Annotated in this window: 27 protein-coding genes and 2 pseudogenes; 13 read left to right on the top strand and 16 right to left on the bottom strand. The window is 63.4% G+C overall.

Annotated elements, in window-relative coordinates:
- Nucleotides 1-65: 65 nt before the first annotated feature.
- From FJ954_RS28615 to FJ954_RS28595, 5 genes are read left to right on the top strand one after another with little or no spacing between them, the layout of a single operon-like run.
- Nucleotides 66-587 carry a hypothetical protein gene (locus tag FJ954_RS28615; protein WP_181177939.1) on the top strand — a complete coding sequence of 174 codons (522 nt, stop codon included), beginning with the start codon at nucleotides 66-68 and terminating at the stop codon, nucleotides 585-587.
- Between the two features lie 29 nt (nucleotides 588-616).
- Nucleotides 617-2,503 carry an ABC transporter ATP-binding protein gene (locus FJ954_RS28610; protein ID WP_140617682.1) on the top strand — a complete coding sequence of 629 codons (1,887 nt, stop codon included), beginning with the start codon at nucleotides 617-619 and terminating at the stop codon, nucleotides 2,501-2,503.
- 10 nt (nucleotides 2,504-2,513) lie between these two features.
- Entirely contained in the window at nucleotides 2,514-4,397 is a 1,884-nt protein-coding gene (locus FJ954_RS28605) for an ABC transporter ATP-binding protein (RefSeq protein WP_140665104.1), read from the top strand.
- Between the two features lie 4 nt (nucleotides 4,398-4,401).
- Nucleotides 4,402-4,893 (top strand): GNAT family N-acetyltransferase, encoded by a 492-nt coding sequence (locus FJ954_RS28600; protein ID WP_224642584.1) that lies wholly within the window; start codon nucleotides 4,402-4,404, stop codon nucleotides 4,891-4,893.
- 1 nt (nucleotide 4,894) lies between these two features.
- Nucleotides 4,895-5,206, top strand: coding sequence for a DUF6665 family protein (locus FJ954_RS28595; RefSeq protein WP_140665102.1), 312 nt, complete (start codon nucleotides 4,895-4,897; stop codon nucleotides 5,204-5,206).
- 16 nt (nucleotides 5,207-5,222) lie between these two features.
- Here FJ954_RS28595 and FJ954_RS28590 read toward each other — a convergent pair whose 3' ends face one another.
- Nucleotides 5,223-5,567 carry a cupin domain-containing protein gene (locus tag FJ954_RS28590; RefSeq protein ID WP_140665099.1) on the bottom strand — a complete coding sequence of 115 codons (345 nt, stop codon included), beginning with the start codon at nucleotides 5,565-5,567 and terminating at the stop codon, nucleotides 5,223-5,225.
- A 315-nt stretch (nucleotides 5,568-5,882) separates the two neighbouring features.
- Between FJ954_RS28590 and petA the strand changes: the two genes are divergently transcribed.
- The 5 genes and pseudogenes from petA to FJ954_RS28565 all read left to right on the top strand — a co-directional run bounded on the left by petA (nucleotide 5,883) and on the right by FJ954_RS28565 (nucleotide 10,410).
- The gene (petA, locus tag FJ954_RS28585; RefSeq protein WP_140617687.1) at nucleotides 5,883-6,443 is read left to right on the top strand and encodes a ubiquinol-cytochrome c reductase iron-sulfur subunit; all 561 of its coding nucleotides are present in this window, start codon (nucleotides 5,883-5,885) and stop codon (nucleotides 6,441-6,443) included.
- 16 nt (nucleotides 6,444-6,459) lie between these two features.
- Nucleotides 6,460-7,761, top strand: coding sequence for a cytochrome b N-terminal domain-containing protein (locus FJ954_RS28580; RefSeq protein ID WP_015316074.1), 1,302 nt, complete (start codon nucleotides 6,460-6,462; stop codon nucleotides 7,759-7,761).
- A 27-nt stretch (nucleotides 7,762-7,788) separates the two neighbouring features.
- Complete coding sequence (locus FJ954_RS28575) at nucleotides 7,789-8,661, top strand: cytochrome c1 (protein ID WP_015316075.1); 873 nt, start codon at nucleotides 7,789-7,791, stop codon at nucleotides 8,659-8,661.
- A gap of 283 nt (nucleotides 8,662-8,944) precedes the next feature.
- Nucleotides 8,945-9,633, top strand: a pseudogene (locus tag FJ954_RS28570) (phosphatase PAP2 family protein).
- 231 nt (nucleotides 9,634-9,864) lie between these two features.
- Nucleotides 9,865-10,410: an adenine phosphoribosyltransferase gene (locus FJ954_RS28565; protein ID WP_013893474.1), complete on the top strand. Its 546-nt coding sequence runs from the start codon at nucleotides 9,865-9,867 to the stop codon at nucleotides 10,408-10,410.
- Between the two features lie 45 nt (nucleotides 10,411-10,455).
- Here the strand turns inward: FJ954_RS28565 and FJ954_RS28560 are convergent, their stop codons facing one another.
- From FJ954_RS28560 to FJ954_RS28550, 3 genes are all read right to left on the bottom strand, one after another.
- On the bottom strand, nucleotides 10,456-10,914 hold the full coding sequence (locus tag FJ954_RS28560) for a MaoC family dehydratase (protein WP_015316078.1): 459 nt from the start codon (nucleotides 10,912-10,914) through the stop codon (nucleotides 10,456-10,458).
- A complete protein-coding gene (locus tag FJ954_RS28555; RefSeq protein WP_140617690.1) occupies nucleotides 10,911-11,378 on the bottom strand; it encodes a MaoC family dehydratase in 468 nt (155 codons plus the stop codon). Before FJ954_RS28555 ends, FJ954_RS28560 begins: the two co-directional genes overlap by 4 nt.
- Nucleotides 11,379-11,530: 152 nt before the next feature.
- Nucleotides 11,531-12,865, bottom strand: a complete 1,335-nt coding sequence (locus FJ954_RS28550) for a solute carrier family 23 protein (protein ID WP_015316080.1) — start codon at nucleotides 12,863-12,865, stop codon at nucleotides 11,531-11,533.
- Nucleotides 12,866-13,001: 136 nt separating this feature from the next.
- Here FJ954_RS28550 and guaD point away from each other — a divergent pair, with 136 nt between their 5' ends.
- Nucleotides 13,002-14,369, top strand: coding sequence for a guanine deaminase (gene guaD / locus FJ954_RS28545; RefSeq protein WP_140665096.1), 1,368 nt, complete (start codon nucleotides 13,002-13,004; stop codon nucleotides 14,367-14,369).
- 115 nt (nucleotides 14,370-14,484) lie between these two features.
- Here guaD and FJ954_RS28540 read toward each other — a convergent pair whose 3' ends face one another.
- The 6 genes from FJ954_RS28540 to FJ954_RS28515 form a co-directional block, all read right to left on the bottom strand.
- A complete protein-coding gene (locus tag FJ954_RS28540) occupies nucleotides 14,485-14,859 on the bottom strand; it encodes a helix-turn-helix transcriptional regulator (protein ID WP_140665093.1) in 375 nt (124 codons plus the stop codon).
- Between the two features lie 4 nt (nucleotides 14,860-14,863).
- Nucleotides 14,864-15,121, bottom strand: a complete 258-nt coding sequence (locus FJ954_RS28535) for a type II toxin-antitoxin system RelE/ParE family toxin (RefSeq protein WP_348641147.1) — start codon at nucleotides 15,119-15,121, stop codon at nucleotides 14,864-14,866.
- Between the two features lie 199 nt (nucleotides 15,122-15,320).
- Nucleotides 15,321-16,424, bottom strand: a complete 1,104-nt coding sequence (gene ychF, locus FJ954_RS28530) for a redox-regulated ATPase YchF (protein ID WP_140665087.1) — start codon at nucleotides 16,422-16,424, stop codon at nucleotides 15,321-15,323.
- Nucleotides 16,425-16,520: 96 nt separating this feature from the next.
- A complete protein-coding gene (pth, locus tag FJ954_RS28525) occupies nucleotides 16,521-17,276 on the bottom strand; it encodes an aminoacyl-tRNA hydrolase (RefSeq protein WP_140665084.1) in 756 nt (251 codons plus the stop codon).
- 24 nt (nucleotides 17,277-17,300) lie between these two features.
- Entirely contained in the window at nucleotides 17,301-17,942 is a 642-nt protein-coding gene (locus FJ954_RS28520) for a 50S ribosomal protein L25/general stress protein Ctc (protein ID WP_015316085.1), read from the bottom strand.
- Between the two features lie 237 nt (nucleotides 17,943-18,179).
- Nucleotides 18,180-18,608 (bottom strand): MarR family transcriptional regulator, encoded by a 429-nt coding sequence (locus FJ954_RS28515; protein ID WP_140665081.1) that lies wholly within the window; start codon nucleotides 18,606-18,608, stop codon nucleotides 18,180-18,182.
- A 151-nt stretch (nucleotides 18,609-18,759) separates the two neighbouring features.
- Here FJ954_RS28515 and FJ954_RS28510 point away from each other — a divergent pair, with 151 nt between their 5' ends.
- Nucleotides 18,760-19,617 (top strand): alpha/beta hydrolase, encoded by an 858-nt coding sequence (locus FJ954_RS28510; protein WP_140665079.1) that lies wholly within the window; start codon nucleotides 18,760-18,762, stop codon nucleotides 19,615-19,617.
- A gap of 67 nt (nucleotides 19,618-19,684) precedes the next feature.
- Here FJ954_RS28510 and FJ954_RS28505 read toward each other — a convergent pair whose 3' ends face one another.
- Entirely contained in the window at nucleotides 19,685-20,926 is a 1,242-nt protein-coding gene (locus FJ954_RS28505; RefSeq protein ID WP_015316088.1) for an MFS transporter, read from the bottom strand.
- Nucleotides 20,927-21,065: 139 nt separating this feature from the next.
- Here FJ954_RS28505 and FJ954_RS28500 point away from each other — a divergent pair, with 139 nt between their 5' ends.
- Nucleotides 21,066-21,962: a helix-turn-helix transcriptional regulator gene (locus FJ954_RS28500; protein WP_140665076.1), complete on the top strand. Its 897-nt coding sequence runs from the start codon at nucleotides 21,066-21,068 to the stop codon at nucleotides 21,960-21,962.
- Nucleotides 21,963-22,005: 43 nt separating this feature from the next.
- Here FJ954_RS28500 and FJ954_RS28495 read toward each other — a convergent pair whose 3' ends face one another.
- The 5 genes and pseudogenes from FJ954_RS28495 to FJ954_RS32185 all read right to left on the bottom strand — a co-directional run.
- Nucleotides 22,006-22,941 carry a ribose-phosphate pyrophosphokinase gene (locus FJ954_RS28495; RefSeq protein WP_015316090.1) on the bottom strand — a complete coding sequence of 312 codons (936 nt, stop codon included), beginning with the start codon at nucleotides 22,939-22,941 and terminating at the stop codon, nucleotides 22,006-22,008.
- 155 nt (nucleotides 22,942-23,096) lie between these two features.
- Entirely contained in the window at nucleotides 23,097-23,732 is a 636-nt protein-coding gene (locus tag FJ954_RS28490) for a hypothetical protein (protein ID WP_140665074.1), read from the bottom strand.
- Between the two features lie 43 nt (nucleotides 23,733-23,775).
- Nucleotides 23,776-24,927, bottom strand: a complete 1,152-nt coding sequence (locus FJ954_RS28485) for a Xaa-Pro peptidase family protein (RefSeq protein ID WP_015316092.1) — start codon at nucleotides 24,925-24,927, stop codon at nucleotides 23,776-23,778.
- Nucleotides 24,927-25,721, bottom strand: coding sequence for a peptidoglycan editing factor PgeF (gene pgeF / locus FJ954_RS28480; RefSeq protein WP_140665071.1), 795 nt, complete (start codon nucleotides 25,719-25,721; stop codon nucleotides 24,927-24,929). The genes FJ954_RS28485 and pgeF overlap by 1 nt, the downstream gene beginning before the upstream one ends.
- A 103-nt stretch (nucleotides 25,722-25,824) precedes the next feature.
- Nucleotides 25,825-25,939: pseudogene (locus FJ954_RS32185) on the bottom strand (class I SAM-dependent methyltransferase); the annotation flags it as partial.

Here is a 25,939-nt window from a genome sequence, read left to right as displayed (position 1 = left end):
CTTTTAGACACTTCCGCACCGATTTTCCGCCGAAACCATACCCTGGTCTTCGAAGGAAACCCGCGATGTTTTTCAAGCTGCCGAAGGGGCCGATGGCCCCGTCCCAACGCGTTCCGACTGATCCGCCGCCGATCCCGCGGCACGATGTCGATCATCCTTTTTATCTCTATTTCAACACGGAGGACGGACCGATGTTCGATCCCTACAGAATACCGGGCTCGAGGAGCCTGCAACACCCGAAGGTGGTGGCTTGGGCGCTGTTGATCGGCGACACCTATTCGTCGGCGGTTCATGCCGAAGTACGCCGGCGTCCACATCGCGGCATGCTGCCGGATGTCGATTTCTCGCGCGCGGTACCCGATCCGAGCCGTCCGTCGCTGGTGCGCCGGATCATCCGGCTGATCCGGCCAGGCGCGAAAAACCGGACTGGTGGCGCCATGTCGTCAGGATCGACAAAGGTGGCTGTCGGCGAAAAGCCGGCGAACCCCTATATAGCGCGAAACAGGGCCGACGCTCCGGATGATTCCGGAGCGTCGGCCCTCGATGCCATGCGGTCCGAGGACTTCGTACGCCGCCAAGCCGCGTAAGCGGAAAACAGATCTCACAGGCGTGACCTATGTTGTTGTTTAGCTGGTTTGAAAGAAAGCTCGATCCCTTCCCGGCCGCGGAACCGGTCGAGCCGCCCAAGACGCTTGTTGCCTTCTGCCTGCATTATACGCGCGGGGCATGGCCCTATATTCTTGTCGATGCGGTGCTGGTCGCGGCCATCGCCATCGCGGAAGTGTGGATGTTCGGCTTCCTCGGCCGCATCGTCGACTGGCTGTCGGGGCAGAACCGCGAGACCTTCCTGCAGACGGAGGGCTGGAAGCTCGCCGGCATGGCCTTCATCGTATTGTTTGCGCTGCCCGGCACGGTCTGGCTGCATTCCCTGCTCAACCAGCAGACGCTGATGGGCAATTACCCCATGCGCATCCGCTGGCAGGTGCACCGCTACCTGCTCAAGCAATCGATGAGCTTCTACCAGGACGAGTTCGCCGGCCGCATCGCCACCAAGCTGATGCAGACCGCGCTTGCCGTGCGCGAATGCGTCATCAAGGTGATCGACGTCCTGAACTACGTCGTCGTCTATTTCCTCGGCATGCTGTTGATCGTGGGGTCGGCCGACTGGCGGCTGGCCGCGCCGCTCGGCGTCTGGATGGTCGGCTACATCCTGCTGCTGCGCTTTTTCATCCCGCGACTGGGCAAGGTCGGCGAAGAGCAGGCCAATGCGCGCTCGACCATGACCGGCCGCGTCGTCGACAGCTACACCAACATCCAGACGGTCAAGCTGTTTTCCCATTCACGCCGCGAGGCCGCCTTCGCCAGGGAAGGCATGATGGGCTTCCTCGACACGGTCTACCGGTCGATGCGGCTGGTGACACTGCTGTTCGGCTCGCTCTACATACTGAACGCGCTGCTGCTGTTCTCGGTCACCGCCATCTCGCTGTGGCTGTGGATGGGGCAAGTGGTGACGATCGGTGCGGTCGCCGTGGTCATCGGCCTGGTGCTCCGGATGTGGGGCATGTCGCAGTGGATCATGTGGGAAATGTCGAGCCTGTTCGAGAATATCGGCACGGTGCAGGACGGCATTGCCTCGATTTCGTTGCCGCGCCTGGTCGAGGACAGGCCCGATGCCAAGGAGATCATCGTTTCCAAAGGCGATATCCGCTTCGAGGATATCCGCTTCCATTATGGCAAGCAGAAGGGCGTCATCGAAAACCTGTCGCTGGCGGTGAAGCCGGGCGAGAAGGTCGGCATTGTCGGCCGCTCGGGCGCCGGCAAGTCGACGCTGGTCAATCTCCTCCTGCGCTTCTACGACCTGGAAAGCGGCCGGATCCTGATCGACGGCCAGGAGATCGCCGGCATGAAACAGGATTCGCTGCGCGCCCAGATCGGGATGGTCACGCAGGACACCTCGCTGCTGCATCGTTCGGTGCGGGAGAACATCCTCTACGGCCGGCCCGATGCCACCGACGAGATGCTGCTCGAGGCGGCGCGGCGGGCCGAGGCGATGGATTTCATATCAGGACTTTCGGACCATCATGGACGCAAGGGGTTCGACGCCTATGTAGGCGACCGCGGCGTCAAACTGTCCGGCGGTCAGCGGCAACGCATCGCCATTGCTCGCGTTATGTTGAAGGATGCGCCCATACTTATCCTTGACGAGGCGACGTCGGCGCTCGATTCCGAGGCGGAAGCCGCCATCCAGGAGAACCTCTACAAGCTCATGCAAGGCAAGACCGTCATCGCCATTGCGCACCGGCTGTCGACCATCGCGGCGATGGACAGGCTCGTCGTGATGGACCAGGGTCGCGTCATCGAGGAGGGCTCGCACGAGGAACTGGTCGCCAGAGGCGGGCTCTACGCGCAGCTCTGGCAGCGCCAGTCGGGTGGGTTCCTGCTCGATGACGTCCCAGTCGAAGCCGCCAATGACGCAATAGCAAAGGGGCAAGCCGCAGAATGATGGCCGCCGCATGATGACAGCCGTCTACCGCTGGTTCGAGACCTGGGTCTACCCGTTCAGGGAGCCGGCGAATCTTCGGCCACCGGCCAGCGTTACGGGCTTCCTCTGGCACTATGTCGGGCAAGCGAAGTTCGCCTTCTTCGCCATGCTGGTCATCGGCGGCATCGCGCCGCTCGTCGAGGCCGGGCTGTTCTATTTCGTCGGACGGCTGGTCGATATTCTCGACCAATTGCCCGGCGAACGGAGCTGGCACGCGCTGTGGACCGCCGCCGGACCCGAACTGGTGTTCATGGTCGCGGTGGTGCTGATCATCCGCACCGTGGTCGTCGCCTTGTCGGCGCTGGTCGACGAACAGACGATCACGCCCGGCTTCTACAATCTGGTGCGTTGGCAGGCGCACCGGCACGTCTCGCGCCAGTCCTACGCCTTCTTCCAGAACGATTTTGCCGGCCGCATCGCGACGAAAGTCTGGCAAGCCGGACAGGCGACGGGCGACCTGATGGAAAGTTTCATCGAGGTCGTCTGGTTCATGGTCGTCTATACGGTGACGACGCTGGCGCTGGTCGCCGGGCTTGACCTCAGGCTGGCGGCACTCGTGGTGGTCTGGATCACCGCCTTCGGCTTTCTGGCGAAGCGCTATTTGCCGGCAATCCGCAAGCACGCCGAAGCGACGGCGGAGGCGGGCTCCATGATCAATGGCCGCATTGTCGATTCCTACTCCAACGTGCAGACGCTGAAACTGTTCGCGGCCGATGGCGACGATCGCTACATCAGGAACGGCTTCGACATCTATCTCGACGCATTGCGGCCCTTCACCCGCCGCTTGACCGGCGTGCGCATGGCGCTGACGACGCTGTCGGGCATCATGATCACGGCGATCGGCTGCTTTGCCGTTTATCTCTGGGTCGAGGGCTCGATCACGGTCGGGGCGGTCGCCTTCACGCTCAGCCTGGTGCTGCGGCTCAACATGCTGCTCGGCCGGCTGATGATGCAGATGAACGGCATCTTGCGGAATCTCGGCGTGCTGGAGAACTCCAAGGCGCTGATCTCGCAGCCGCTCGGCCTGACCGATGCACCGGACGCCGGGGAACTGGTCGTGGCGGGTGGGCGCATCGACGTAAAAAATGTCGAGTTCCACTACGGCAAGGGGTTTGGGGTGCTGAACGGCATCGACCTTGTCGTCAAGCCGGGCGAGAAGGTCGGGCTGGTCGGGCCTTCGGGCGCCGGCAAGACGACGCTGGCGAACCTTATCCTGCGCCTCTACGATCTCGAAAGCGGCGAGATCACCATCGACGGCCAGGACGTCTCTGGTGTGACGCAGGATTCGCTGCGCGCCAATATCGGCGTCGTCAGCCAGGACACGGCCCTGTTCCACCGTTCGCTGCGTGACAACATCAAGCTCGGCATGCCCGACGCAACCGATGCGCAGGTCATCGCGGCGGCGAAAAAAGCCGAGGCCCATGAATTCATCCTGACCTTGCGCGACAACAGGGACCGCCAGGGCTACGAAGCCTTTGTCGGCGAGCGCGGCGTGAAACTGTCGGGCGGCCAGCGCCAGCGCGTGGCGATCGCCCGCGTCTTCCTCAAGGACGCGCCGATCCTGATCCTCGACGAGGCGACGTCGGCGCTCGATTCCGACATCGAGGCGGCGATCCAGGAGAATCTGACGCGGCTGATGGAGAACAAGACCGTGATCGCGATTGCCCACCGGCTGTCGACGATCGCGGCACTTGACCGCCTGGTGGTGCTCGACGGCGGCCGCATCGTCGAGCAAGGCACACATGACGAACTGGTGGCGCTCGACGGGCTTTATGCCCGGCTGTGGAAGCGCCAGTCCGGCGGGTTCCTCTATCACGAGGAAAGCGTGCTGGAAGAGACGCGGCCGGCGGAGTAGGCGCGTGGGTGGATCGGCAGAGCTCAGTCCGGAGATCGGCCCAGAGATCGGCTACACGCTCAAGCGTTTGCGGCCAACCGTGGCGGCCTTCGACATGCTGAAGGAAGAGAGCCGGCTGGAAGGCTACTGGATGCTGGTGCGTCTGGGCGATGGCTGGGCAAGCGGCCGCAACAAGTTCCTGAAGCGGGGCGAGGCGCTGTTCGGAGCCTGGCATGGCGCCGAACTCGCCGGTGTCTGCGGGCTGAACATCGATCCCTATTTCGAGGGCAGGGACCACGGCCGGGTCCGCCACCTGTTCGTCAGCGCGCGTCACCGTCGCGCCGGCCTTGGCCGAACGCTGGTCGAGATCGTGATCGACCGAGCCTGCCGGTATTTCACCGTGTTGAACACCCGCGCGCCGCCAGAAGCCTTCGCTTTCTATGAACGGCTTGGTTTTCAGCGCGTGGAGGGCGAAGAATTCGTTACCCATCGCATGGTGTTCAGGAAAGGGAACTGAAATGTCCTTGCGTCCGCCATCCCATCTTGCCGGCACGTCGGCCGCCGACGCGGCCTTCGACGCGCTTGGCCATGAAATCCTGGCAGAGAAGGCGGCGGCGCTCGGCCGCGCCGGACAGCGCGTGGAAGAAACCTTGGCCCGGTTGCGCGACAACGGGAACGATGAGTTGCGCCCCCGTCTGCTCAAGGACGCTGCCGTGGCCGTTCACGCCTATTTCATCCAGCGCGAACTGTGCGGCCTTCGCAAGCATGACGCCGTGATCCGCGAATACAATATCCCCAGGGCGGTTCTAGTGAGGCTGGGCGCCGCGTAAAATCAGTTTTTAGAAATCACTCCAGCCATTCGGTGATGAAGCTGCCGTTTTCGTGAATGTCGGTCGTTTCCAGCGGACCGGGACCGAGATTGGTGAACTTGTGCGGCGTGTTGGGCGGCACGATCAGGATCTGCCCCGCCGAAGCCTCGATTTCCTGGTCACCGACCGTGAAGAGGCCCGTTCCCTGGCGGACGATGAAGATCTCCGCATAGGGATGGGCGTGCAGCCGCGGGCCGCCGCCGACGTCGGGCAGGTGATTGAAGATCAGGCAGGAGTTTGAGCCGTAGGCACCGCACTGCAGTTCGCCCTTCCAGTGGTCGGAACGAACAGCCCATTGCTCGCGATCGATGACGTGCGCCATGCGAAGGAGGATAGATCACACCGGCGCCCTGTGTCGAGGCAAGCCGGAGCCTTGGATTTTGCTGATATTTCCCGGTTGTTTAGCCGCCCTTTGCAGCCATTCGCCGTCCCGCCGGACACGAGGGGATTTTGTCCCCGCGACAATCTGCCCTTGTGCCTTCACCCGTCTGGACAAAAACGGGCTTCACGCATAAACCGAAGTCCAAATGCCGGAGGAATTCGCTAGCCTGTTCGCCATGCGCTGTCGGGTTGGCGTGATTGAGCGGGGAACAAGGCTCGGCCACCGGCGCGGAAGAGGCGAAAGGATCAGGCACCCGTGAGCGCAACCGACATCCACGATCCCAATCGTCGAGATTTTCTCTACGTCGCCACCGGCATGGCCGCCGTGGTCGGCGCCGGTGCCGTGGCCTGGCCGTTCATCGACCAGATGCGCCCTGATGCCTCGACGCTGGCGCTCGCTTCGGTCGAGGTCGATGTCTCCTCGCTGGCGCCTGGCAGCTCGCTGATCGTCAAGTGGCGCGGCAAGCCGGTCGTGGTGCGCAACCGGACCGAGAAGGAAATGAAGGACGGAGAGGCCGTCAGCCTCTCCGATCTCAAGGATCCGATTGCCCGCAACGCCAATTTGCCGTCCGATGCGCCGGCGACCGACGCCAACCGCACCACGCCAGGCAAGGAAGCCTGGATGGTGATGGTTCAGGTCTGCACCCATCTGGGCTGCATCCCGCTCGGCCAGGAAGGCGATTTCGGCGGCTGGTTCTGCCCGTGCCACGGTTCGCAATACGACACGGCCGGCCGCATCCGCAAAGGCCCGGCGCCGGAGAACATGGCGATTCCGGTATTCAAATTCGTTTCCGACACCAAACTCCTTATCGGTTGAGGCAGGGGATATTTCGATGAGCGAGGGACACTCGACCTACACGCCGAAGACCGGTATCGAACGCTGGTTCGACGCCCGCATGCCGCTGCCCAGGATGGTCTATGACAGCTTCATCGCCTATCCGGTGCCGCGCAACCTGAACTATATGTGGACCTTCGGCGGCATCCTGGCGATCATGCTGGTGGCGCAGATCCTGACCGGCATCGTGCTGGCCATGCACTATACGGCCGACACCAATCTCGCCTTCGGTTCGGTCGAAAAGATCATGCGCGACGTGAATTCCGGATGGCTGCTGCGCTACATGCACGCCAACGGCGCCTCGTTCTTCTTTATCGCCGTCTATTTGCACATCTTCCGCGGCCTCTATTACGGCTCCTACAAGGCGCCGCGCGAGCTGCTGTGGATCCTCGGCTGCATCATCTACCTCCTGATGATGGCGACCGGTTTCATGGGCTATGTGCTGCCATGGGGGCAGATGAGCTTCTGGGGCGCCACTGTCATCACCGGCTTCTTCAGCGCCATTCCTCTGGTTGGCGACTGGATCCAGCAGCTCCTGCTCGGCGGCTTCGCCGTCGACAATCCGACGCTGAACCGCTTCTTCGCCCTGCATTACCTGCTGCCTTTCATGATTGCCGGCGTCGTCGTTCTGCATGTCTGGGCGCTGCATGTCGTCGGCCAGTCGAACCCGACCGGCATCGAGGTCAAGTCGAAGACAGATACCGTGGCCTTCACGCCCTACGCGACCATCAAGGACGCGTTCGGCATGATCGTGTTCCTGTTCGTCTTCGCCTACTTCGTCTTCTACCTGCCGAACTATCTCGGCCATCCGGACAACTACACGGTCGCCAACCCGCTTAAGACGCCGGCCCATATCGTCCCGGAATGGTACTTCCTGCCATTCTACGCGATCCTGCGCGCCATCACCTTCAACATCGGGCCGATCAATTCCAAGCTCGGCGGCGTGCTGTGCATGTTCGGTGCCATCGTCATGCTGTTCCTGGTGCCGTGGCTCGACACCTCCAAGGTGCGCTCGGCGGTCTACCGGCCCTGGTACAAGCTGTTTTTCTGGCTGTTCGTGGCCGATGCTATCCTGCTGGGCTGGCTGGGCTCGCAGCCGGCGGAAGGCAGCTATGTGTTCATGGCGCAGATGGCGACGCTGTTCTACTTCGCCTTCTTCCTGATCGCGCTGCCGGTGCTCGGCTTGATCGAGACACCCCGCAGGCTGCCGAACTCGATCACCGAGGCGGTGCTCGAAAAGAACAAGGGTGGCAGCGGGCATCCGGCGGGCGCCACGGCAGCGCCTGAGACCAAGGGCTGAGCGGTAGAGAATCTAAGGGGATTTGGCATGAAAAAGATTCTCACCTCGCTTGCGCTGGTCGGCCTCGTAGCCGCCGGCACCGGAGTTGCAGGCACTTGGGCGTTCGCGGCCGAAGAGGCGCACAACGCGGCGGCACCGACGCATTTCCCGATCAACGAGCCGAAGGAAATGAGCTGGAGCTTCACCGGCCCGTTCGGCACCTATGACAAGGCGCAGTTGCAGCGCGGGCTGAAGGTCTACAAGGAAGTCTGCTCGGCCTGCCATTCGATGAACCTGGTGGCGTTCCGCACGCTTTCGGACCTCGGTTACAGCGACGCGCAGATCAAGACGCTGTCAGCCGAATACACCATCCATGATGGCCCCAACGATGCCGGCGACATGTTCGACCGTCCCGGCAAGCCGTCCGACCATTTCCCGGCCCCATTCGCCAATGAGGAAGCCGCCGCTGCCTCCAATGGCGGTGCGGCGCCGCCGGATATGTCGTTGCTGGCCAAGGCGCGCGGCGTCGAACGCGGCTTCCCGCAGTTCGTCTTCGATATCTTCACCCAGTATGATGCCGGTGGTCCCGACTACATCCATTCGCTCTTGACCGGCTACGACCAGACCCCGCCCGCCGGCATGGTCATCCCCGAAGGCACACACTACAACCCGTACTTCATGTCCGGCGTGTCGCTGAAGATGCCCAAGCCGCTCTCCGACGGCCAGGTCACCTATGACGACGGTTCGCCGCAGACCATCGACCAGTATTCCCGCGACGTGGCTGCCTTCCTGACATGGGCTGCCGAGCCGCACATGGAAGACCGCAAGAAGATGGGCTTCCGCGTGCTGGTATTCCTGCTTCTGTTCGGCGCCCTGGTCTACCTGACCAAGCGCAAGGTGTGGGAAGCCGTGGCGCACTAGGCCTGTTGATCTTCAGGTGAGGCCGGTCTGCAAACGATGGCTTCCTGCGCTTCCGGTGCTCACGTACTTCAAGTACGCTCCGCTCCGGTTCTCGGAAACCATCGGTTTCGATTCAGCCTGATCTGAATCTCAAAAGGCCTTGGGCCGTTCAGTGCACAACATGGGGCGCCGCGAGGCGCCCTTTCTGCTTTTTGAGTGGATTGCGCCTCCACGTCTTGGCGGTGTCACATGGCCGTCACCACACATCGCGATCCTGCGGCGCTCTCATCAAAGGATCACGCCCATGAAAAGATACGCATCGCTTGCGGCAGGCCTGCTGCTGCTCGTCGTTGGTTCCGCGGCCCGCGCCGAAGACGCAAAACCATTTATCACCAAGTCGACCTGACGATGATCCTGCCGCCGCCGCCGGCCAATGATTCGGCTGAGACCAAGGCCGAGCTTGGCGAAGTGCTGACCATGCAGGTCACGCGCACACCCGAGATGGAAGCCCGCGCCATCGCCGACGCCGAGGAAAACGTCTGGCGTTTCGCCGATGTCATGGGACCGAATTTCAACAAGGACAAGCTGCCGAAATTCAGCGCCTTCTTCGATCGCGTGGTGGAGACCGAAGGCGCCGTCGTCGATCCGGCCAAGGATGTCTGGAAGCGCCCGCGTCCGCACCAGCTCAGCGATCTCGTCAAGCCGGTGGTCAAGCTGTCGAGCTCCGGTTCCTGGCCGTCCGGCCATGCGACCGTCGGCACGATGATGGGCATCATCCTGTCCGACATGGTTCCGGAAAGGCGTGCTGAGATCATGGCGCGCGCGGCCGAGTTCGCCCACAACCGCATCGTCGGCGGCATCCACTATCCGTCCGACGTCGAGATGGGCAAGATTTCCGGCAGCGTCATCGCCGCCGTCCTGCTCAACCGCGATGACTTCAAGGCCGAGTACGACGTGGCCAGGGCGGAGCTTCGTTCCGATCTCGGCATGTAGGATTTGGCCGATAGCCATCCGTTCGAGCGGGGCGCCTTCGGGCGCCCCTTTTTCGTGGCTGCGCCCAACAGGAGGAAAATCGCCTGGTGGTTGCTCCCAGCCCGTAGTCAATTCCTTTGCCGGATGCGCTTGTCTCGGTCGCCACATCGCGCTAGCCGTTGTCGGTCGCGCCGGGTTACGATCGGCCCCGCGCCGTTTCACTTTGTCAGCCGGATCATTCGGAGCCGCTTCATGAAACCTTCTCTCGAAGACACGCTGCTGGCCTCGATCCGTACCATCCCGGACTATCCCAAGCCCGGCATCCTGTTTCGCGACATCACCACGCTGCTCGGCAATGCGCGCGCCTTCCGCCGCGCCATCGACGAGCTGGTGCATCCCTATGCCGGGCAGAAGATCGACAAGATCGCCGGCATCGAAGCGCGCGGCTTTATCCTGGGCGGCGCCGTCGCCCACCAGCTCTCGGCCGGCTTCGTGCCGATCCGCAAGAAGGGCAAGCTGCCTTATGAGACCGTGCGCGTCGCCTACAGCCTGGAATACGGGCTGGATGAGATGGAGATGCACAAGGACGGCGTCGCGCCCGGCGAGAAGGTGATCCTAGTCGACGATCTGATCGCCACCGGCGGCACGGCGGAAGCGGCGGTCAAGCTGCTGCGCCAGATCGGCGCCGACATTCTCGCCGCCTGTTTCGTCATCGACCTGCCGGATTTGGGCGGGCGCGCCAAGCTCGAAGCGCTCGGCGTGCCGGTGCGAACGCTGATCGGGTTCGAGGGCCATTGAGCATTTTCCCTTCACCCCTTGTGGGAGAAGGAAGAAGGGCCTGTGCTACTCCACCTTCACCAGCACCGCGCTTTCGAACTCCAGCACCTTGCCGCCGGTCGAATCAGTGGCCTCGCAGAGCAGCGCCAGCAACCGCCAGCCGGGGCGGGACGCGATGGGGCGGTGGGACAGCGCCGTGCGCGTGAAGGTGATGGTTTGCCCGGCAAAGACGGGCTTCAGCCACTTCAGGTTCTTGAATCCGGGCGAGGGGCCGAATTCGGGCACCGGGCCGTCCCAGCCTTCGGCGTCCAGGCGGCTCTCCAGGTTCAGCTTCATCCAGGTGGCGGCGGTATGCCAGCCGGAGGCGCAGAGGCCGCCGAGCACGCTCTTCTTCGCGGCCTCTTCGTCGATGTGAAAGATCTGCGGGTCGTATTTGCGGGCGAACGCTTTGATCGCCTCGGGCTCGAATCTGTGCGAGCCCAGCGTCACCGTGGTGCCGATGCGGAAGAATTCGTCGAGCGTCATGCCGCATTCCCCGCGTCGCGCGTCAGGAACATGACGGAGTTCTCGAGCTCGAAGACGCTTTCGCCGCGCTGGTTGACCAGTTCGCTGCGCATGGTCACGAAGCCGAGTTGCGGCTTGGATTTCGACAGGCGCCTGGCCAGAACCACCAGGCTGCCCCGCAGCGTATCGCCGGCGAGCACCGGCTTCTTCCATTTGACCTGATCGACTCCTGGTGCGCCCTGGCAGGTGGAGTCCAGCAGGAAGGCATCGCACAGCATGCGCATGAACATGGCGCAGGTGTGCCAGCCTGAAGCCGAGAGGCCGCCCAGGATACTCGCCTTGCCGGCCTCCTCGTCGAGATGCATCGGCTGGGCATCGAACTCGCTGGCGAACTCGATGATTTCGGCCGCGCTCACCTGTTTGGTGCCGAGATCGAACGAGATCCCCTCGACGAAGTCCTCATACGCCCATGTCTTGCCGGTCATGGTCTGGCATCCCTTGCAGAACGCGCGATCCGCATGGATCGGCAAACCCGGATGCAGGCCGCGGGCGATTTGGTCAAGCCCTTTCTGGTGAGCCAGCCGGCGCGATCGGGCCCGCGGCGGCCGTAGGGGCCAGCCGCGGCGCCTCCGATCGCCTAGCGGGCGTTCGGCAGGATCTGGTGCAGGACGATCGCCCAGACGGCGCCGAAGGCGATGGATGAGCCCAGAATGTACTGCACGATATCGGGCAGCGTCTTGACGAAATCCGGCGGTACCAGCGTGGCGAACAGCGCCATCAGGATGGGCAGGCCGATGACCAGCATGTTGCGTTCGGTCAGCGGCGTCCCGCGCACCACCCGAAAACCGTTCATGGCGATGACGACGCAAAGCACTCCGAAGACGCCGCCGATGACCGGCCCCGGGATTGAGGCGATGACCGCCGAAAGCTTGCCGATCAGCCCGAACAGCACTAGGAAGATGCCGGCCGCCCCGAAGGCGGCACGGCTGGCGATGCCGGTGATGGCGATGATGCCGGCGTTGGACGAATAGCCGGTGACCGGCGTGCTGCACAGCAGCGCGCTGATCAGACAGCCAAGGCCTTCGCCCGTGGCGCCCCGGTCGAGCTGCTCGTCAGAGAGCGGCTTGTCGATGACGGCACCGACCGCGAACCAGGTGCCGGTGGTTTCGGCCAGGACGACGATGTAGACGATCAGCATGGTCAGCGTCGCCGACCAGGAGAAGGTGACATCGAGATTGAGGAAGGCGATGCGCGGCATGGAAAACCAGGTCGCGGCGGAAACGCCCGTCATGTCGAGCTGGCCCATGAAGGCGGCGGCCACGCTGCCAGCCACAAGCGCGATGATCACGGACAGCAGGCGCAGCCATGCGCCTTTCGCGCCAAGCGCCATGCCGATCAGCATGCAGCCGACAAGCACCGCCGCGGCGACGAAGGCGAGGACGATGTTGCCGCCGACGGTGGCGGTGCCGTGGACAGCGAAGACGCTCTCCTTCAGTGCCACCGGCATCAGCGCGACGCCGACGACGATGATGATGGCGCCGCCGACGATGGACGGCACGAAGCGGTTGACGAGGCGGTGGAAGAGCTTTGTCGGCGATCCCAGAAGCATGACCAGTATGGCGCCCGGAATGAGTGCGCCGATCACGGCCGACAGGCCCGGCAGGCCGCCGCCGGCGCCAAAGGCAATCGCCAGCACCGCGCCGATCGGGACGAAGGACGGTCCCTGGACGACGGGCAGCCGCATCAGCAACTGCGACTGGATCAGGGTTGCGATGCCTGCCGCCACGAAGGCCGACTGGATGAAGGCGCCGGCGTCGCCGACGCTGAAGGCAAGCACCGACGCGATGATGAACGGCACGATATAGACGTCCATCGCCAGCACGTGCTGGAGGCCGAGCAGGGCGGCCTTGCCCAGGGGCAACGGATCGTCCGGCTGGGCGATCAAACTGATTTCTGGCGCAACGCGTTCCATGATGTCCCCTCTGGAAATCCCCGGCCGATCATGGGATCAGTCGGCGGCAAAGGACAGCGGCGGAAATGTTTGCCAACTGTTTTCTTCTAGGCCACGCATTGGCAGCCCCGCCCGCCAGCAGCACCGGAGCGACGATATGACGGCAGATCCTTTCACGCTGCTCGGCACCGCCTTCCATACGCCTGAGCGCGGCAGGCTGGAGGTGCTGGAGGAGCACCTGTTCTGCGTCGACGCACAGGGGCGCATCGCCGAGATCCAGGCGCCCGGCCACCCGGAATACACGGCCACGATAAGCGATGCCCGCCGGGCGGGCAGGCTGGTGGAACTTGGCGAGGGGCAGTTCCTGCTGCCGGGGCTCGTCGACCTGCACATCCATGCGCCGCAATGGCCGCAGATGGGCAAGGCGCTGGACGTGCCGCTCGAAGTCTGGCTGCGGAAATACACTTTCCCGCTCGAGGCCCGCTATGCGGATTTGGACTATGCTCGTGCGGTCTATGCTGATCTGGTCGACAATCTGCTCGCCAACGGCACCACCACCGCGCTCTATTTCGCCACCGTCCATGTCGAGGCGAGCGTGGCGCTCGCCGAGACATGTCTTGAGAAAGGCCAGCGTGCCCTGGTCGGCAAGGTGGTGATGGACGACCCCGAACAGTGTCCGCCCTTCTATCGCGATGCCGATGCGGCAAGCGCTGTTTCGGATACCAGGCGCTTCATCGAGGCCGTCATGTCATTGGATCCGGGCGAGAGGCCGCTTGTCCAGCCGGTGATCACGCCGCGCTTCATTCCAAGCTGCACCGACGCGGCCTTGCAGGGGCTGGGCGAACTCGCGGAAGAGTTCGGTTGCCACGTGCAGACCCATTGCTCCGAAAGCGATTGGGCAAAGCAGTTCGTGGAAGCGCGCTTCGGCCAAACGGATGCGGCAAGCCTCGATGGTTTCGGCCTGCTCACCCGTCATACGATCCTGGCGCATTCGAACTTCATCGATGGGCAGGACATGGACCTGATCAAGGAGAAGGGCGCCGGCGTCGCTCATTGCCCGCTGTCCAACGTCTACTTCGCCAATGCAGTGTTTCCGCTGCGCGAGGCGCTCGACCGGCACATGCATGTCGGGCTCGGCACCGATATTTCAGGCGGCTACAGCCCATCGCTGTTCGACGGTTGCCGGCACGCGCTGTCGGCCTCCAGGACATTGCAGAGCGGTGTGCATGCCGGCCTGCCGGCAAAGGAGCGCGGCGCGCCCGGCGAGCCGATCACGCATCAGGAAGCGTTCTGGCTGGCGACCGCGGGAGGCGCGGAAGCGCTCGACCTGCCGACAGGCAGTTTTCGCGTCGGACACGAATTCGACGCGCTGCTGATCGACACCGAAGCGAGCGCCTCGAACATCCATGTCAACGGCGCCGACGATACGCTCGACGACGTCTTTCAGAAGATCGTGCTCAATGCGGCACGGGCCAATATTGCCACTGTTTGGGTCGGAGGCCGGGCGGTGGTCGGCTGTAGCTAAGCTACGCTCACTTGTAGTGGCCTCGCCTGCGCGAATAAACATGGCCCTGTGCCGACGTCGGCAGCGCCTGCGAGCATGGAACACGACAGCCCGTTTTCGTCTTTCGCAACGGGCGCTATACGAGATCGTCAACCGAGAGATTGAGGGCGGCGGCGATGCGCTTGATCGTGTCGAAGCTACCGTCGCGGGTGCCTGTCTCGATCTGCGAGAGATAGCCTGTGCTGATCTCAGTCTTTTCAGCGAGGTCGCGAGCCGAAATCCCGCGATGCTCGCGCCAGACGCGGATCTTATTCTCGCCGTCCAGGATGCGGTTGACGACGGCGACCGGAATAAGCTCCTCCTCGCCGGCAGCGATCTTTTGCTTGATCTGATCGTAGGTTTGAATGTCGGCCACGTCCTCCGCCGCTTCAACAAGGCTCTCGTAATCAGCGAGTGGCAGAATAGCCATACGGTCGCCATTCGGCGTGGTAATGATGGTGGGCTTGTTCATGTCCTCAGTCCTCGTAGATGCTACCGCGCGGTCCGATCTCCAGAATGTCCATTACCGTGCCTTCCTGATCGAAGATAATACGGTAGTCCCCGACCCTAAGCCTGAAGCCTGGCCGGCCTTTCAGCTGTTTGAGATTTTTCGCCAAGCTGGCCGGTTCGGCTGCATATTGGTCGATTTTAGCAGTGATCAGCCGAGCCGTGTTGGCGGGCATCCGCGCCAGGGATTTCAGAGCGGCCCTAGTATATCTGAGCGTCAGCGGCACAACTGCATGTTAACTAGGAGCTAAAATAGTGCAAGCTAGAAATTTGCGAATAGCAAATAGATGGGACATGGCTTTCATCGGTCTCCACCGGGTGCTGATCGGGGGTAAGCCGACTGATGGTCTTCAATACCCCCGCGAGAACTCTGCGGCAGGGATGGTGCTGTCCGACTGACGGTTGGGTCGCTCCGCCGCGACCTCCTCAGGTATTGAACTTGAACAGCATGATGTCGCCGTCCTGGACGACGTACTCCTTGCCTTCGTCGCGTGCCTTGCCGGCTTCCTTGGCCGCCACTTCGCCGCCCAGCGTGACGAAGTCGTTGTAGGCGATGGTCTGGGCGCGGATGAAGCCGCGCTCGAAATCGGTGTGGATGACGCCGGCCGCCTGCGGCGCCTTGGCGCCCTTGTGCACGGTCCAGGCGCGCGTCTCCTTCGGCCCAACGGTGAAATAGGTGATGAGCTGCAACAATTCGTAGCCGGCACGGATCACCTTGTTCAGGCCGGGCTCGTCGAGGCCGAGCGAGGACAGGAATTCCATCTCTTCCTCGTCGGAGAGCTGCGCAACCTCGGCTTCGATCGCGGCCGAAATGACGACAGTGCGGGCGCCCTGCGCTGCGGCCATCTGCTCCACGGCCCTGGTGTGCTCGTTGCCGGTGGCCGCGTCCGCCTCGGCGACGTTGCAGACGTAGAGCACGGGATGTGAGGTCAGAAGGTTCAAGCCCTGCAAGATGTGCAGATCTTCCGCCGAGATGCCGTCGAGCAGGATGCGGGTCGGCTTGCCTGCCTGCAGCAGCTCGAGCGCGTCCTCCATCATCGGCAGCACGGTCGTCGCTTCCTTGTCCTTGCTGCCGGCGCGCTTGCGGAACTGGACGATGCGGCGCTCGAGGCTGTCGAGGTCGGCGAGCATCAGCTCGGTCTCGACCGTCTCGGCGTCGGCGACGGGGTCGATGCGGCCCTCGACATGGGTGATGTCGTCATCCTCGAAGCAGCGCAGCACATGCACGATGGCGTCGACCTCGCGGATGTTGGCGAGGAACTGGTTGCCCAGGCCTTCGCCCTTGGAGGCGCCGCGCACCAGGCCGGCGATGTCGACAAAGGAGATGCGGGTCGGGATGATCTCCTTCGACTTGCCGATCGCCGCGATCTTCTGCAGGCGCGGATCGGGCACCGCCACCTCGCCGGTGTTCGGTTCGATGGTGCAGAACGGGTAGTTGGCGGCCTGCGCGGCGGCCGTCCTCGTCAGCGCGTTGAAGAGCGTCGACTTGCCGACGTTGGGCAAGCCAACGATGCCGCATTTGAAACCCATTTTGTCCGGTCCTATCGGGAAAAGCGAAATTTGATGAGGCTATGGGCGATAGGGGTTGGGAACGTCAAGTCCCGTGACGCCGCATGCCTCTACGCTTCAGTCCTTGTTGCCGAACAGTTTCTTCAGCATGGCGGCCATGGGGCCGCTTTCCGGCAGCTTGGCGACCGGCTGCTGAGGGCGGGCCTGGCGGACATGACTTTGCTGTTTCGGGCTTTGCTGTTTCGGGCTCGACTGCTTCCGCGCCGGGTTTTCCGGTTCGGCGCCGGTCTTGCCCTGGACGGCAAGGGCGGCCTTGTTCATGAAACCGGATTCGTCGCCCTTGACGATCATCGCCGCATTGTCGGCGATCGCGTCGAGCAGCGGGTCGAGCCAGTCGCGGTCGGCCTTGGCGAAATCACCGAGCACATGATGCTGGACCATTTCCTTGACGCCGGGATGGCCGACGCCGATGCGCACACGGCGGTACGCATTGCCGACATGGCCGTCGATCGAGCGGATGCCGTTGTGGCCGCCGGCGCCGCCGCCGGTCTTGATGCGCAGCTTGCCTTCGGCAAGGTCGATCTCGTCATAGAAGACGGTGAGGGCGGAAAGGTCGAGCTTGTAGAAGCGCAGCGCTTCGCCGACCGACTGGCCGGACAGGTTCATGAAGGTCTGCGGCTTGATCAGGATGATCTTTTCGCCGCCGAGCGTGCCCTCGGAAATCAGGCCCTGGAACTTCTTCGACCAGGGTGAAAAGGAATGGCGGCGGGCGATAGCGTCCGCCGCCATGAAGCCGACATTGTGCCGGTTTTCAGCGTATTTCGCGCCCGGATTGCCGAGGCCGGCAAAGACAAGCGCTGTCTTTTCTGGCATCGTCGCCTCCGGGCGTGAAAAGAGTTACTTCTCTTCGGCGGCGGGAGCCGCTTCGGGGGCCGCGGCCTCAGCTGTCTCTTCGGTCTCCGGCTTCATCGCCGACGAACCGGCAACGGTCGCGATGGTGAAGTCGCGGTCGGAGATGACGGGCTTGACGCCGGCCGGCAGCTTGACCGACGAGATGTGGATCGAATCGCCAATGTCGGCGCCGGTGAGATCGACGGTGATGAATTCCGGGATCGCATTGGCCGGGCAGTGGAACTCGACTTCGTGACGCACGATGTTGAGCACGCCGCCCCGCTTGATGCCGGGTGACTTGTCTTCATTGATGAAGTGCACGGGAACATCGACGTTGACTTCGGTGTCCTTGCCGATGCGCAGGAAGTCGACATGGACAGGGAAATCCTTGACCGGGTCGAGCTGGAAGTCCTTCGGCAGGACCTGGATCTTCTTGCCGTCGACATCGATCGTGGCGATCGTGGTCAGGAACCCGCCGCCATGGATCTTGTAGTAGATGTCCTTGTAGGTGAGCGCGATCGCCAGGGGAGGCTGTCTGTCACCATAAATTACTGCAGGCACTTTACCGTTGCGGCGAACTGCACGGGCGGACCCCTTACCGACCTGTTCGCGCGCTTCGGCCTTGAGCTCGTAAGTATCGTGGCTCATGGCTTTTCCTTTCGCGTGTTATGGAGCGCCTACGGTTGGCAATGTACCAGGCCGTAAACGTCGAAAGCCGCCAGACCTCGATGTCCGAATGCCGGAAACCGCAGCGAGCGGATCTTTGTTCGGGATCACAAGGGGAAGGCAGCCTTCCGCCGCGTTGCCTCCAAGGGTGTCTACGCGGGTGGCGGCTCTATAGCGGAAGGCGGGCAGGCGTGCAAGCGGCGGGTGGGAAGGCCGTTGCTACCGGTCGCCGCTCAACGCGTCGCGCAACGCCTGGACCTGCCGGTTCAGCGTGTCGAGTTCGGCCAGCGTCATGCCCGAGCGTTCGACCAGGGTCGCGTTCAGGCAGCTGCACTGGACGAGCAGCTTGCGGCCGGCCGGTGTCAGGTCGACTTGTACCTGGCGCTCGTCGGTCTGGCTGCGCTGGCGGGTAACCAGGCCGGCCTGCTCCATCCGCTTCACCAGCGGCGTGACCGTGCTCGATTCCAGGGCGAGCCTGTGCGCGATCGTACCGACAGACATGCCGTCGGCCTCGCCCAGCGCGTTGAGCACGAGATATTGCGGATAGGTGATCCCCATCTCGTCCAACATCGGCTTGTAGGTGCGATTGATCGCCATGCTGGTGGCGTAGAGCGTGAAGCAGAGCTGATTGTCCAGCGGGAGAGGCACGGTGGATTCCTTTGCCGATTAAGCGCACGCATTATGTACCACGGAAAAAGATATCGCGATACATATTTCTATGGACAACAACCTCGAGCTGGGTTAGCGATATTGCTATCGCGATATTTTTTATCGCGACAGCAATCAAACGGAGATAGAGATGACCTCGCAGACCAAACCAGGCTCAGGCAGCGGCACGATCACCACCAAGGACGGCACGGAGATCTATTACAAGGACTGGGGAACCGGTCAGCCCATCGTGTTCCATCACGGCTGGCCGCTGAGCAGCGACGATTGGGATGCACAGATGCTGTTCTTCCTGGGCCAAGGCTACCGGGTCATCGCCCACGACCGCCGCGGCCACGGCCGTTCGACGCAGACGGATATCGGCAACGAGATGGACACCTATGCCGCCGATGTGGCTGAACTTGTCGCGCATCTCGACCTCAAGGACGCCATCCATGTCGGCCATTCGACCGGTGGCGGCGAGGTGGCGCGCTATGTCGCCCAGTATGGAGCGGGCGGCCGTGTCGCCAAGGCAGCGTTGCTCGGCGCGGTGCCGCCGATCATGCTCAAGACCCCAGCCAATCCCGGCGGCCTGCCGATCGAGGTCTTCGACGGCTTCCGCTCCGGCGTCGCCGCCAACCGCGCGCAGCTATACGTGGATGTTCCCGCTGGCCCGTTCTACGGGTTCAACCGTCCGGGCGCCGTGGTCTCGCAGGGCATTATCGACAACTGGTACCGCCAGGGCATGATGGGCGGCACCAAGGCGCATTACGACTGCATCAAGGCCTTCTCGGAGACCGACTTCACCGAAGACCTCGAGAAGATCGACGTGCCGGTGCTGGTCATGCATGGCGACGACGACCAGATCGTGCCGATCGCCGACTCGGCGCTGCTGAGCATCAAGCTGCTCAAGAAGGGCGAGCTCAAGGTCTACAAGGGCTTTCCGCACGGCATGGCCACCACCCACGCCGATGTCATCAACGCCGACCTGCTGGCTTTCTTCAAGGCCTGAAGCCCTCCGCCTGAACAGAAAAAGGCATCCGCCATATGGCGGGTGCCTTTTGCCTGGAACAGATGATTCAAGCGGCCGCTTGCGCCTTCCGGGCTTCCTTCATGTTGGGCAGGAACACCGTCAGCAGCCCCAGGAACGGCAGGTAGGAGCAGATCTGGAAGACAAAGTCGATGCCCTTCATGTCGGCGACGACGCCAAGCACCGCGGCCGCGATGCCGCCGACGCCGAAGGCGAAGCCGAAGAAGATGCCGGCGATCGTGCCGACGCGGCCCGGCACCAGCTCCTGCGCGAAGACGACGATGTTGGAGAAGGCCGACGACAGGATGAGGCCGATCAGCACGGTCAGCACCATCGTCCATTCCATGTTGGCGTAGGGCAGCGCCAGGGTGAAGGGCAGGACACCGACGATCGAGAACCAGATCATCGCCTTTTGTCCATAGCGATCGCCGAAGGGACCGCCGAGCAGGATGCCCAGCGCCGAAGAGCCGAGGAAGAGGAACAGCATGACCTGCGACATCTGCACCGAAACGCCGAACTTATGGATGGAATAGAAGGTGTAGTAGCTGGCCAGGCTGGCGATGTAGGCGTTCTTGGTCAGCACCAGCAAGGTCAGCACCGCCAGGGCCCACATCACCTTGCGGCGCGGGAAGGGCGACACGAAGCTTGCCGCCTTGCGATTACCTTGCGCGGCGCGCAGGCGGCTGTACCAGCCGCCGACCTGCCACAGGATGACGATGCCGATCAGCGAGCCGACGGCGAACCAGGCGATGCTGGTCTGGCCGAAAGGCACGACGATGAAGGCGGCCAGCAAGGGACCCATGGACTGGCCGAAATTGCCGCCGACCTGGAACAGCGACTGCGCCAGGCCAAACCGGCCGCCGGATGCGAAGCGGGCGATGCGCGAGGATTCCGGATGGAAGATCGCCGAACCGATGCCGATCAGCGAGGCGCCGATCAGCAGCAGGTAGTAGTGCCCGGCATAGGCCAGCACGACCAGGCCGATCAGCGACGATGCCATGCCCCAGGGCAGCGAGTAAGGCATCGGCCGCTTGTCGGTGACCGCGCCGATGATCGGCTGCAGCAGGGATGCCGTTACCTGGAAGGTGAAGGTCAACAGCCCGATCTGCCAGAAGTCGAGGCCGTAATTGTCTTTCAGAAGCGGATAGATGGCCGATAACAGCGACTGCATGATGTCGTTGATGGAGTGGCAGAGGCTCACCGCCAGGATAACGGTGAAGGCCGTAGCCTGGGCTGACGCGTGACTGGCGGTCGCAGGCGGCGCGACGCTGGTGGCGGTCGTATCGGTCAAGATAGGCTCCGTAGTCTTTTTGGCGGGTTGTTACCGCAGGCGACGTGGCGGGCGCTTCCCGCAGGCAGCCTTATAGTCCGGTTGCCAGGCGACTTCTTTCGTGGTTTGGTCCAATAGTTTCGCAAGTGGGCCATATCGAATGCCAAAAACCAGGGAAATTTTCGGCGCCGGCCACACCGACCTCGAGCAATTGCACGGGCTGCGCTGGCAGTGGCTCGAGCAGGCGGTCGGGCCGGCGGTGGTGCTGCCGACCGAATATCCGGATGGCTACCACGTGCCGCACCACCACCACAGCCGCAGCCAGTTGCTGCATGCGCTGGTCGGCGTCGTGCTGGTGACGACGCGGCATGGGCGCTGGATGGTGCCGCCGGACCATGCGATGTGGATTCCAGCCGGCATCGAACATTCCGTCGAGATGCTCGGCGACGTCTCGATGCGCTCGGTCTATGTCATGCCGCAGGCGATCCCAGGCCTGCCGGAGGGCATGCGCGTGGTCGGCGTCACCGACCTGATGCACAGTCTTATCGTGGAATCCGAGAAGCTGCCGCAAGGCGGCGAACTGGAAGGGCGCGGTGGCCTGATCATGAGCCTGCTCCTGCATGAGATCCCGCAATTGCCGGAGCGGCCGCTCGGCCTGCCGTTCCCGTCGGATCCCAAACTGGCGGCGCTCTGTCGGCGTTTCGTCGCAGCACCCTCACCGCACGCGACGATCGACGAATGGGCCGATACCGTCGGCATGAGCCGGCGCTCCTTCACGCGCGCCTTCCAGCGGCAGACCGGCCTGTCGCTGTCGACATGGCGCCAGCAGGCCTGCCTGTTCGCGGCGCTGCCGAGGCTCGCCGATGGCGAGCCGATCACGCGGGTGGCGCTCGATCTCGGCTATGACAGCGTGCCGGCCTTCATCACCATGTTCAAGCGCATGCTCGGCTCCTCGCCGCGCGGCTATATGCGCGGCGCGCGTGATGCCGGCGAAGGCATGCGGCGAGCCCCGGCCCGGTTGGAGGCGCCGACGCCATCGGCCTTGCCGCAGGAATAACTTGGGCCGCAGGGGTAACTTGGGCCGCAGGGATAACTGGTTTTCAGTCGAACAGGCTCGAGACCGATTCCTCGGTCGCCGTGCGCGAAATGGCTTCGCCCATCAGGTCGGCGATCGAGATGACGCGGATGTTGGGCGCGTCGAGCACGCCTTGCGTCGGCTGGATGGAATCGGTGATCACCAGTTCCTGCAGCTTCGAGCCGCTGATGCGAGCGACCGCGCCGCCCGACAGCACGCCGTGGGTGATATAGGCGGTGACGCTGGTGGCGCCGTTGGCCAGCAGTGCGTCGGCGGCATTGCACAGCGTGCCGCCGGAATCGACGATGTCGTCGATCAAAAGGCAATCCTTGCCGGCGACCGCGCCGATGATGTTCATGACTTCCGATTCGCCGGGACGCTCACGGCGCTTATCGACGATGGCAAGTTGCGCGTCGAAACGCTTGGCAAGCGCACGCGCACGCACCACGCCGCCAATATCGGGCGACACGACGACGACATTGCCGAGTTGCTTGTACTTCGCCTTGACGTCACGGGCCATCACCGGCACCGAGAACAGATTGTCGGTGGGGATGTCGAAAAAGCCCTGGATCTGGCCGGCATGGAGATCCAGCGTCAAAACCCGGTCGACACCTGCACGGGTGATCATGTTGGCGACCAGCTTGGCAGAGATCGGCGTGCGCCCGGAAGCGCGGCGATCCTGCCTGGCATAGCCGAAATAGGGAATAACCGCCGTGATGCGCTTGGCCGACGAGCGCATGAAGGCGTCGATCATGATGAGCAGTTCCATCAGGTGATCGTTGGTCGGGAACGAGGTCGACTGCAGGATGAAGACATCCTCGCCACGCACGTTTTCCTGGATTTCGACGAAGATTTCCTGGTCGGCGAAGCGCCTGACACTGGCCTTGCCCAGCGGGACGTTGAGATAGCGGGCGACCGCTTCGGCCAGCACCCTGTTGGAATTGCCCGCGAAGAGTTTCATGCACCGTTCCTGGTGGAGGACGGAGAGGCCTGACGGACTCTCCTGCACCTTTTAACCGGGCTTTTAGCGGCCCGCGCGGCTATTGCAAGCGCCGAGATCGTGAATCCGCCGGCTAAGCCTAAGAAAGCTGTTCGGCATCACCGGCTGGCAACACCTCAGCTCGCCTTGCCGCTGAGAAAGGCCGCAAACTGGTCGATGGTCTGGTCGGCGATCGCCTGCATGGTGGCTGGCGAGACCGACTTCCAGCTGTCGGCGCCCGCGCTGTCGCCGGAACCGGTGGAAGGCGCCTTCATCTGGCCGTTGATGCGGTGCAGCCGGTTGCCGGATGGGTCGTAGACATCCCAGACATAGATGACCGTGGTGTCCTTACCCTCCGTTATCGCCGAGAAGTAGCCCTTGAGCACATGGGTCGCGGTCTGGTCCTGGCTGCCGGCCAGCGTAATGCCGCGCTGCCTGGCGCGTGTCTGCAGTTCCGCCGTCAGCGGCGTTGCGGCTTCCACCGAAGCGCCGACGATCGGCGCGATCTGCAGCCGGGTCTTCGCCAGGATGGCGGCGGCCTGGGCCGAAGTGATGGGCGCGGGCGCGCCCGCCGTCGTGGTGGCCGTCGCGGCCGTGGATGGCGCCGGGGCGGGAACGGTGGCGGCAGCGCTGCTTTGCGTGGCCGGTGCGGGCTGCGCCGAGGCCGCCGGCGGGGTGATGGCGGAAGGTTCGAGGACGTCCTTTGCGTTGGTGCAGGCGGTCAAAGCCAATGCCACAAGCAATGACACGGTCGTCACATGCGATCGTCTCATTTGCCTTCTAACTCCTTGGCGAAGAACGCCTCCCATTATGGATTCACTGCACGATCAAGTCGAGATCATGGCGGGACAGCGGCTTCGGCTGGGATTCGGTGGTCAGGTAGGTGCGGCCAAGCGTCATCGCCGTCTCGGTCTCGGAGTCCATGATGATCATGTGGGCAAACAGCGTCATGTTCGGCGCGATCGGCTCGGGATTGCCCTGGTAGAACATCGGCATGTCCATCCAGGACGGGGTGAAGCGGGCGCCGACCGAATAGCCGCAGGCGTTCAGCCGGTGCTTGGTCAGCCCGTGCGCTTCCATGGTGCGGGCATGGGCGTCGAACACATCGCCGAAGCTGTTGCCCGGCGTCATCGCCTTTTCGACGGCCAGAAGGGCCGCGCGTGCGGCGTCGAACAGCTCCTGATGGCGCTTGGAGACCTTGCCGGTCAGCACCGTGCGCATCATCGGCGCATGGTAGTGATGGAAGACGCCGGCCCATTCGAGCGTCAGCTGGTCGTTCTTGGTGAGCTTGCGGCGGCCGGCCTTGTAGCGGCACAGCAGCGCATCGACGCCGGAGCCGATGATGAACTCGTTGGCCGGATAGTCGCCGCCGCCGGCGAAGATCGCGCCCTGCATGGCGGCCAGGATCAGCGCCTCGTCGCCGCCCTGCTTGATCAGCGGCAGGGCCGCGTCCAGCGCGTCGTCGGAGAGATTGGCTGCCTTTTCCGCCTTGGCGACCTCGGCCGGGCTCTTGAACAGGCGCAGCCGCCCGACGATGCCGGAGGCGTCGGCGATCTGGCCGAAGGTCTGCAACTGCTCGTCCAGGCGGCGGCCATTGTAGGCGGTCAGGCCGTGAGTGTCGTATTCGACGCCGATGCGGGCGCCGAGCAGGTCGAGTTCGTTGAGCAGGTTGCGCAGGTCGACCGCGGGATTGGCGCCGTCGCGGTCGGTCCACAGCACAATGTTGTCGATGATCGAGGTTTGGCGCGCCTGGCGCAGATCGGCCGACCGGGTCAGCAGCACCATCGAGCCGTCGGCCTTGACCACCAGGCACTGGAAGAAGCAGAAGCCGAACGTGTCGTAGCCGGTGAGCCAGTACATGCTTTCCTGGGCGAACAGCAGGATGGCGTCGAGCTTTTTCTCGGCCATCTCTATCATCAGCCGGTCGCGCCGCGCGTCGAATTCGGATCGTTCAAAATGCAGCGCCATTATACCTTCTCCAAAACGATTGCCGAAACCTGCCGGCCATAATCGGGCTCCCTGCGGTGCGTGGTGCGCCGGTAGGAGTAAAACAGATCTGCCTCGGCATAGGTGCAGCGGCCAAGGCCATCGGCCGTCACACCAGCCTTGGCCAGCCGGTCGATCGTGTAGCGGTTGAGGTCGAACATCGAATGGCCGGCATGGGCCGAAGGCACGAAATACCGGGCATTTTCGCTGTCGGCCTCGACGAAGCGGGCGACGAATTCGGGCCCGACCTCATAATTTGCAGGGCCGATTGAAGGGCCAAGCACGGCGACGATGTTTTCGCGCCGGGCGCCGAGGCTCTCCATGGCGGCAATGGTGTTTTCGAGCACGCCTGACAAAGCGCCTTTCCAGCCGGCATGCGCCGCGCCGATGATGCGCGTGCCGGGATCCGCGAACAGAACCGGGCCGCAATCGGCGGTCGAGGCCCCGATGGCGATGCCCGGCCGATCGGTGACGATGGCGTCGGCCTTTGGCCGTTCGCGGGCAAAGGGTTCCCTGGCGACGATGACGTCGGGCGAATGGACCTGCCAGGCGGTCAGCAGATGATTTGCGGGCACGCCCATCCAGGCGGCGACACGGGCGCGGTTCTCGGTCACCAGCGCCTGGTCGTCATCCGACCCGGTGCCGATGTTCAGGCCCCGGTAGATGCCGGTGGAGACGCCGCCGGTGCGGGTGAAATAGCCGTGGCGGATGCCTTGTGCCTGTGCCTTGTCCAGCAGCGGCGACCGAATGGGATCCGGTTTGGTCTGATTGAGCATGCGGGCGTTGTTGTCCGTGTGGGCGGTTTCGTCAAGGAAAAGCGGCCGGCAGTCCGGCGGCTCTTTTACCGGACGGGAGATTGGGAGGGGTAGCGACGAAAAGTCAATCCGCCGTTGCGAAGGGCCTGACGGAGACGTCGCGTGGAACGACGGCCAGGACCTTGAAGAGTTCGCCCATCGCTTGCGGCCCGGCGAGCCGTTCGACGGCATCCGATATG

The sequence above is a fragment of the Mesorhizobium sp. B2-3-15 genome (assembly GCF_006442875.1).
Lineage (GTDB): Bacteria > Pseudomonadota > Alphaproteobacteria > Rhizobiales > Rhizobiaceae > Mesorhizobium > Mesorhizobium australicum.
This window is presented reverse-complemented; position numbering and strand designations above follow the sequence as displayed.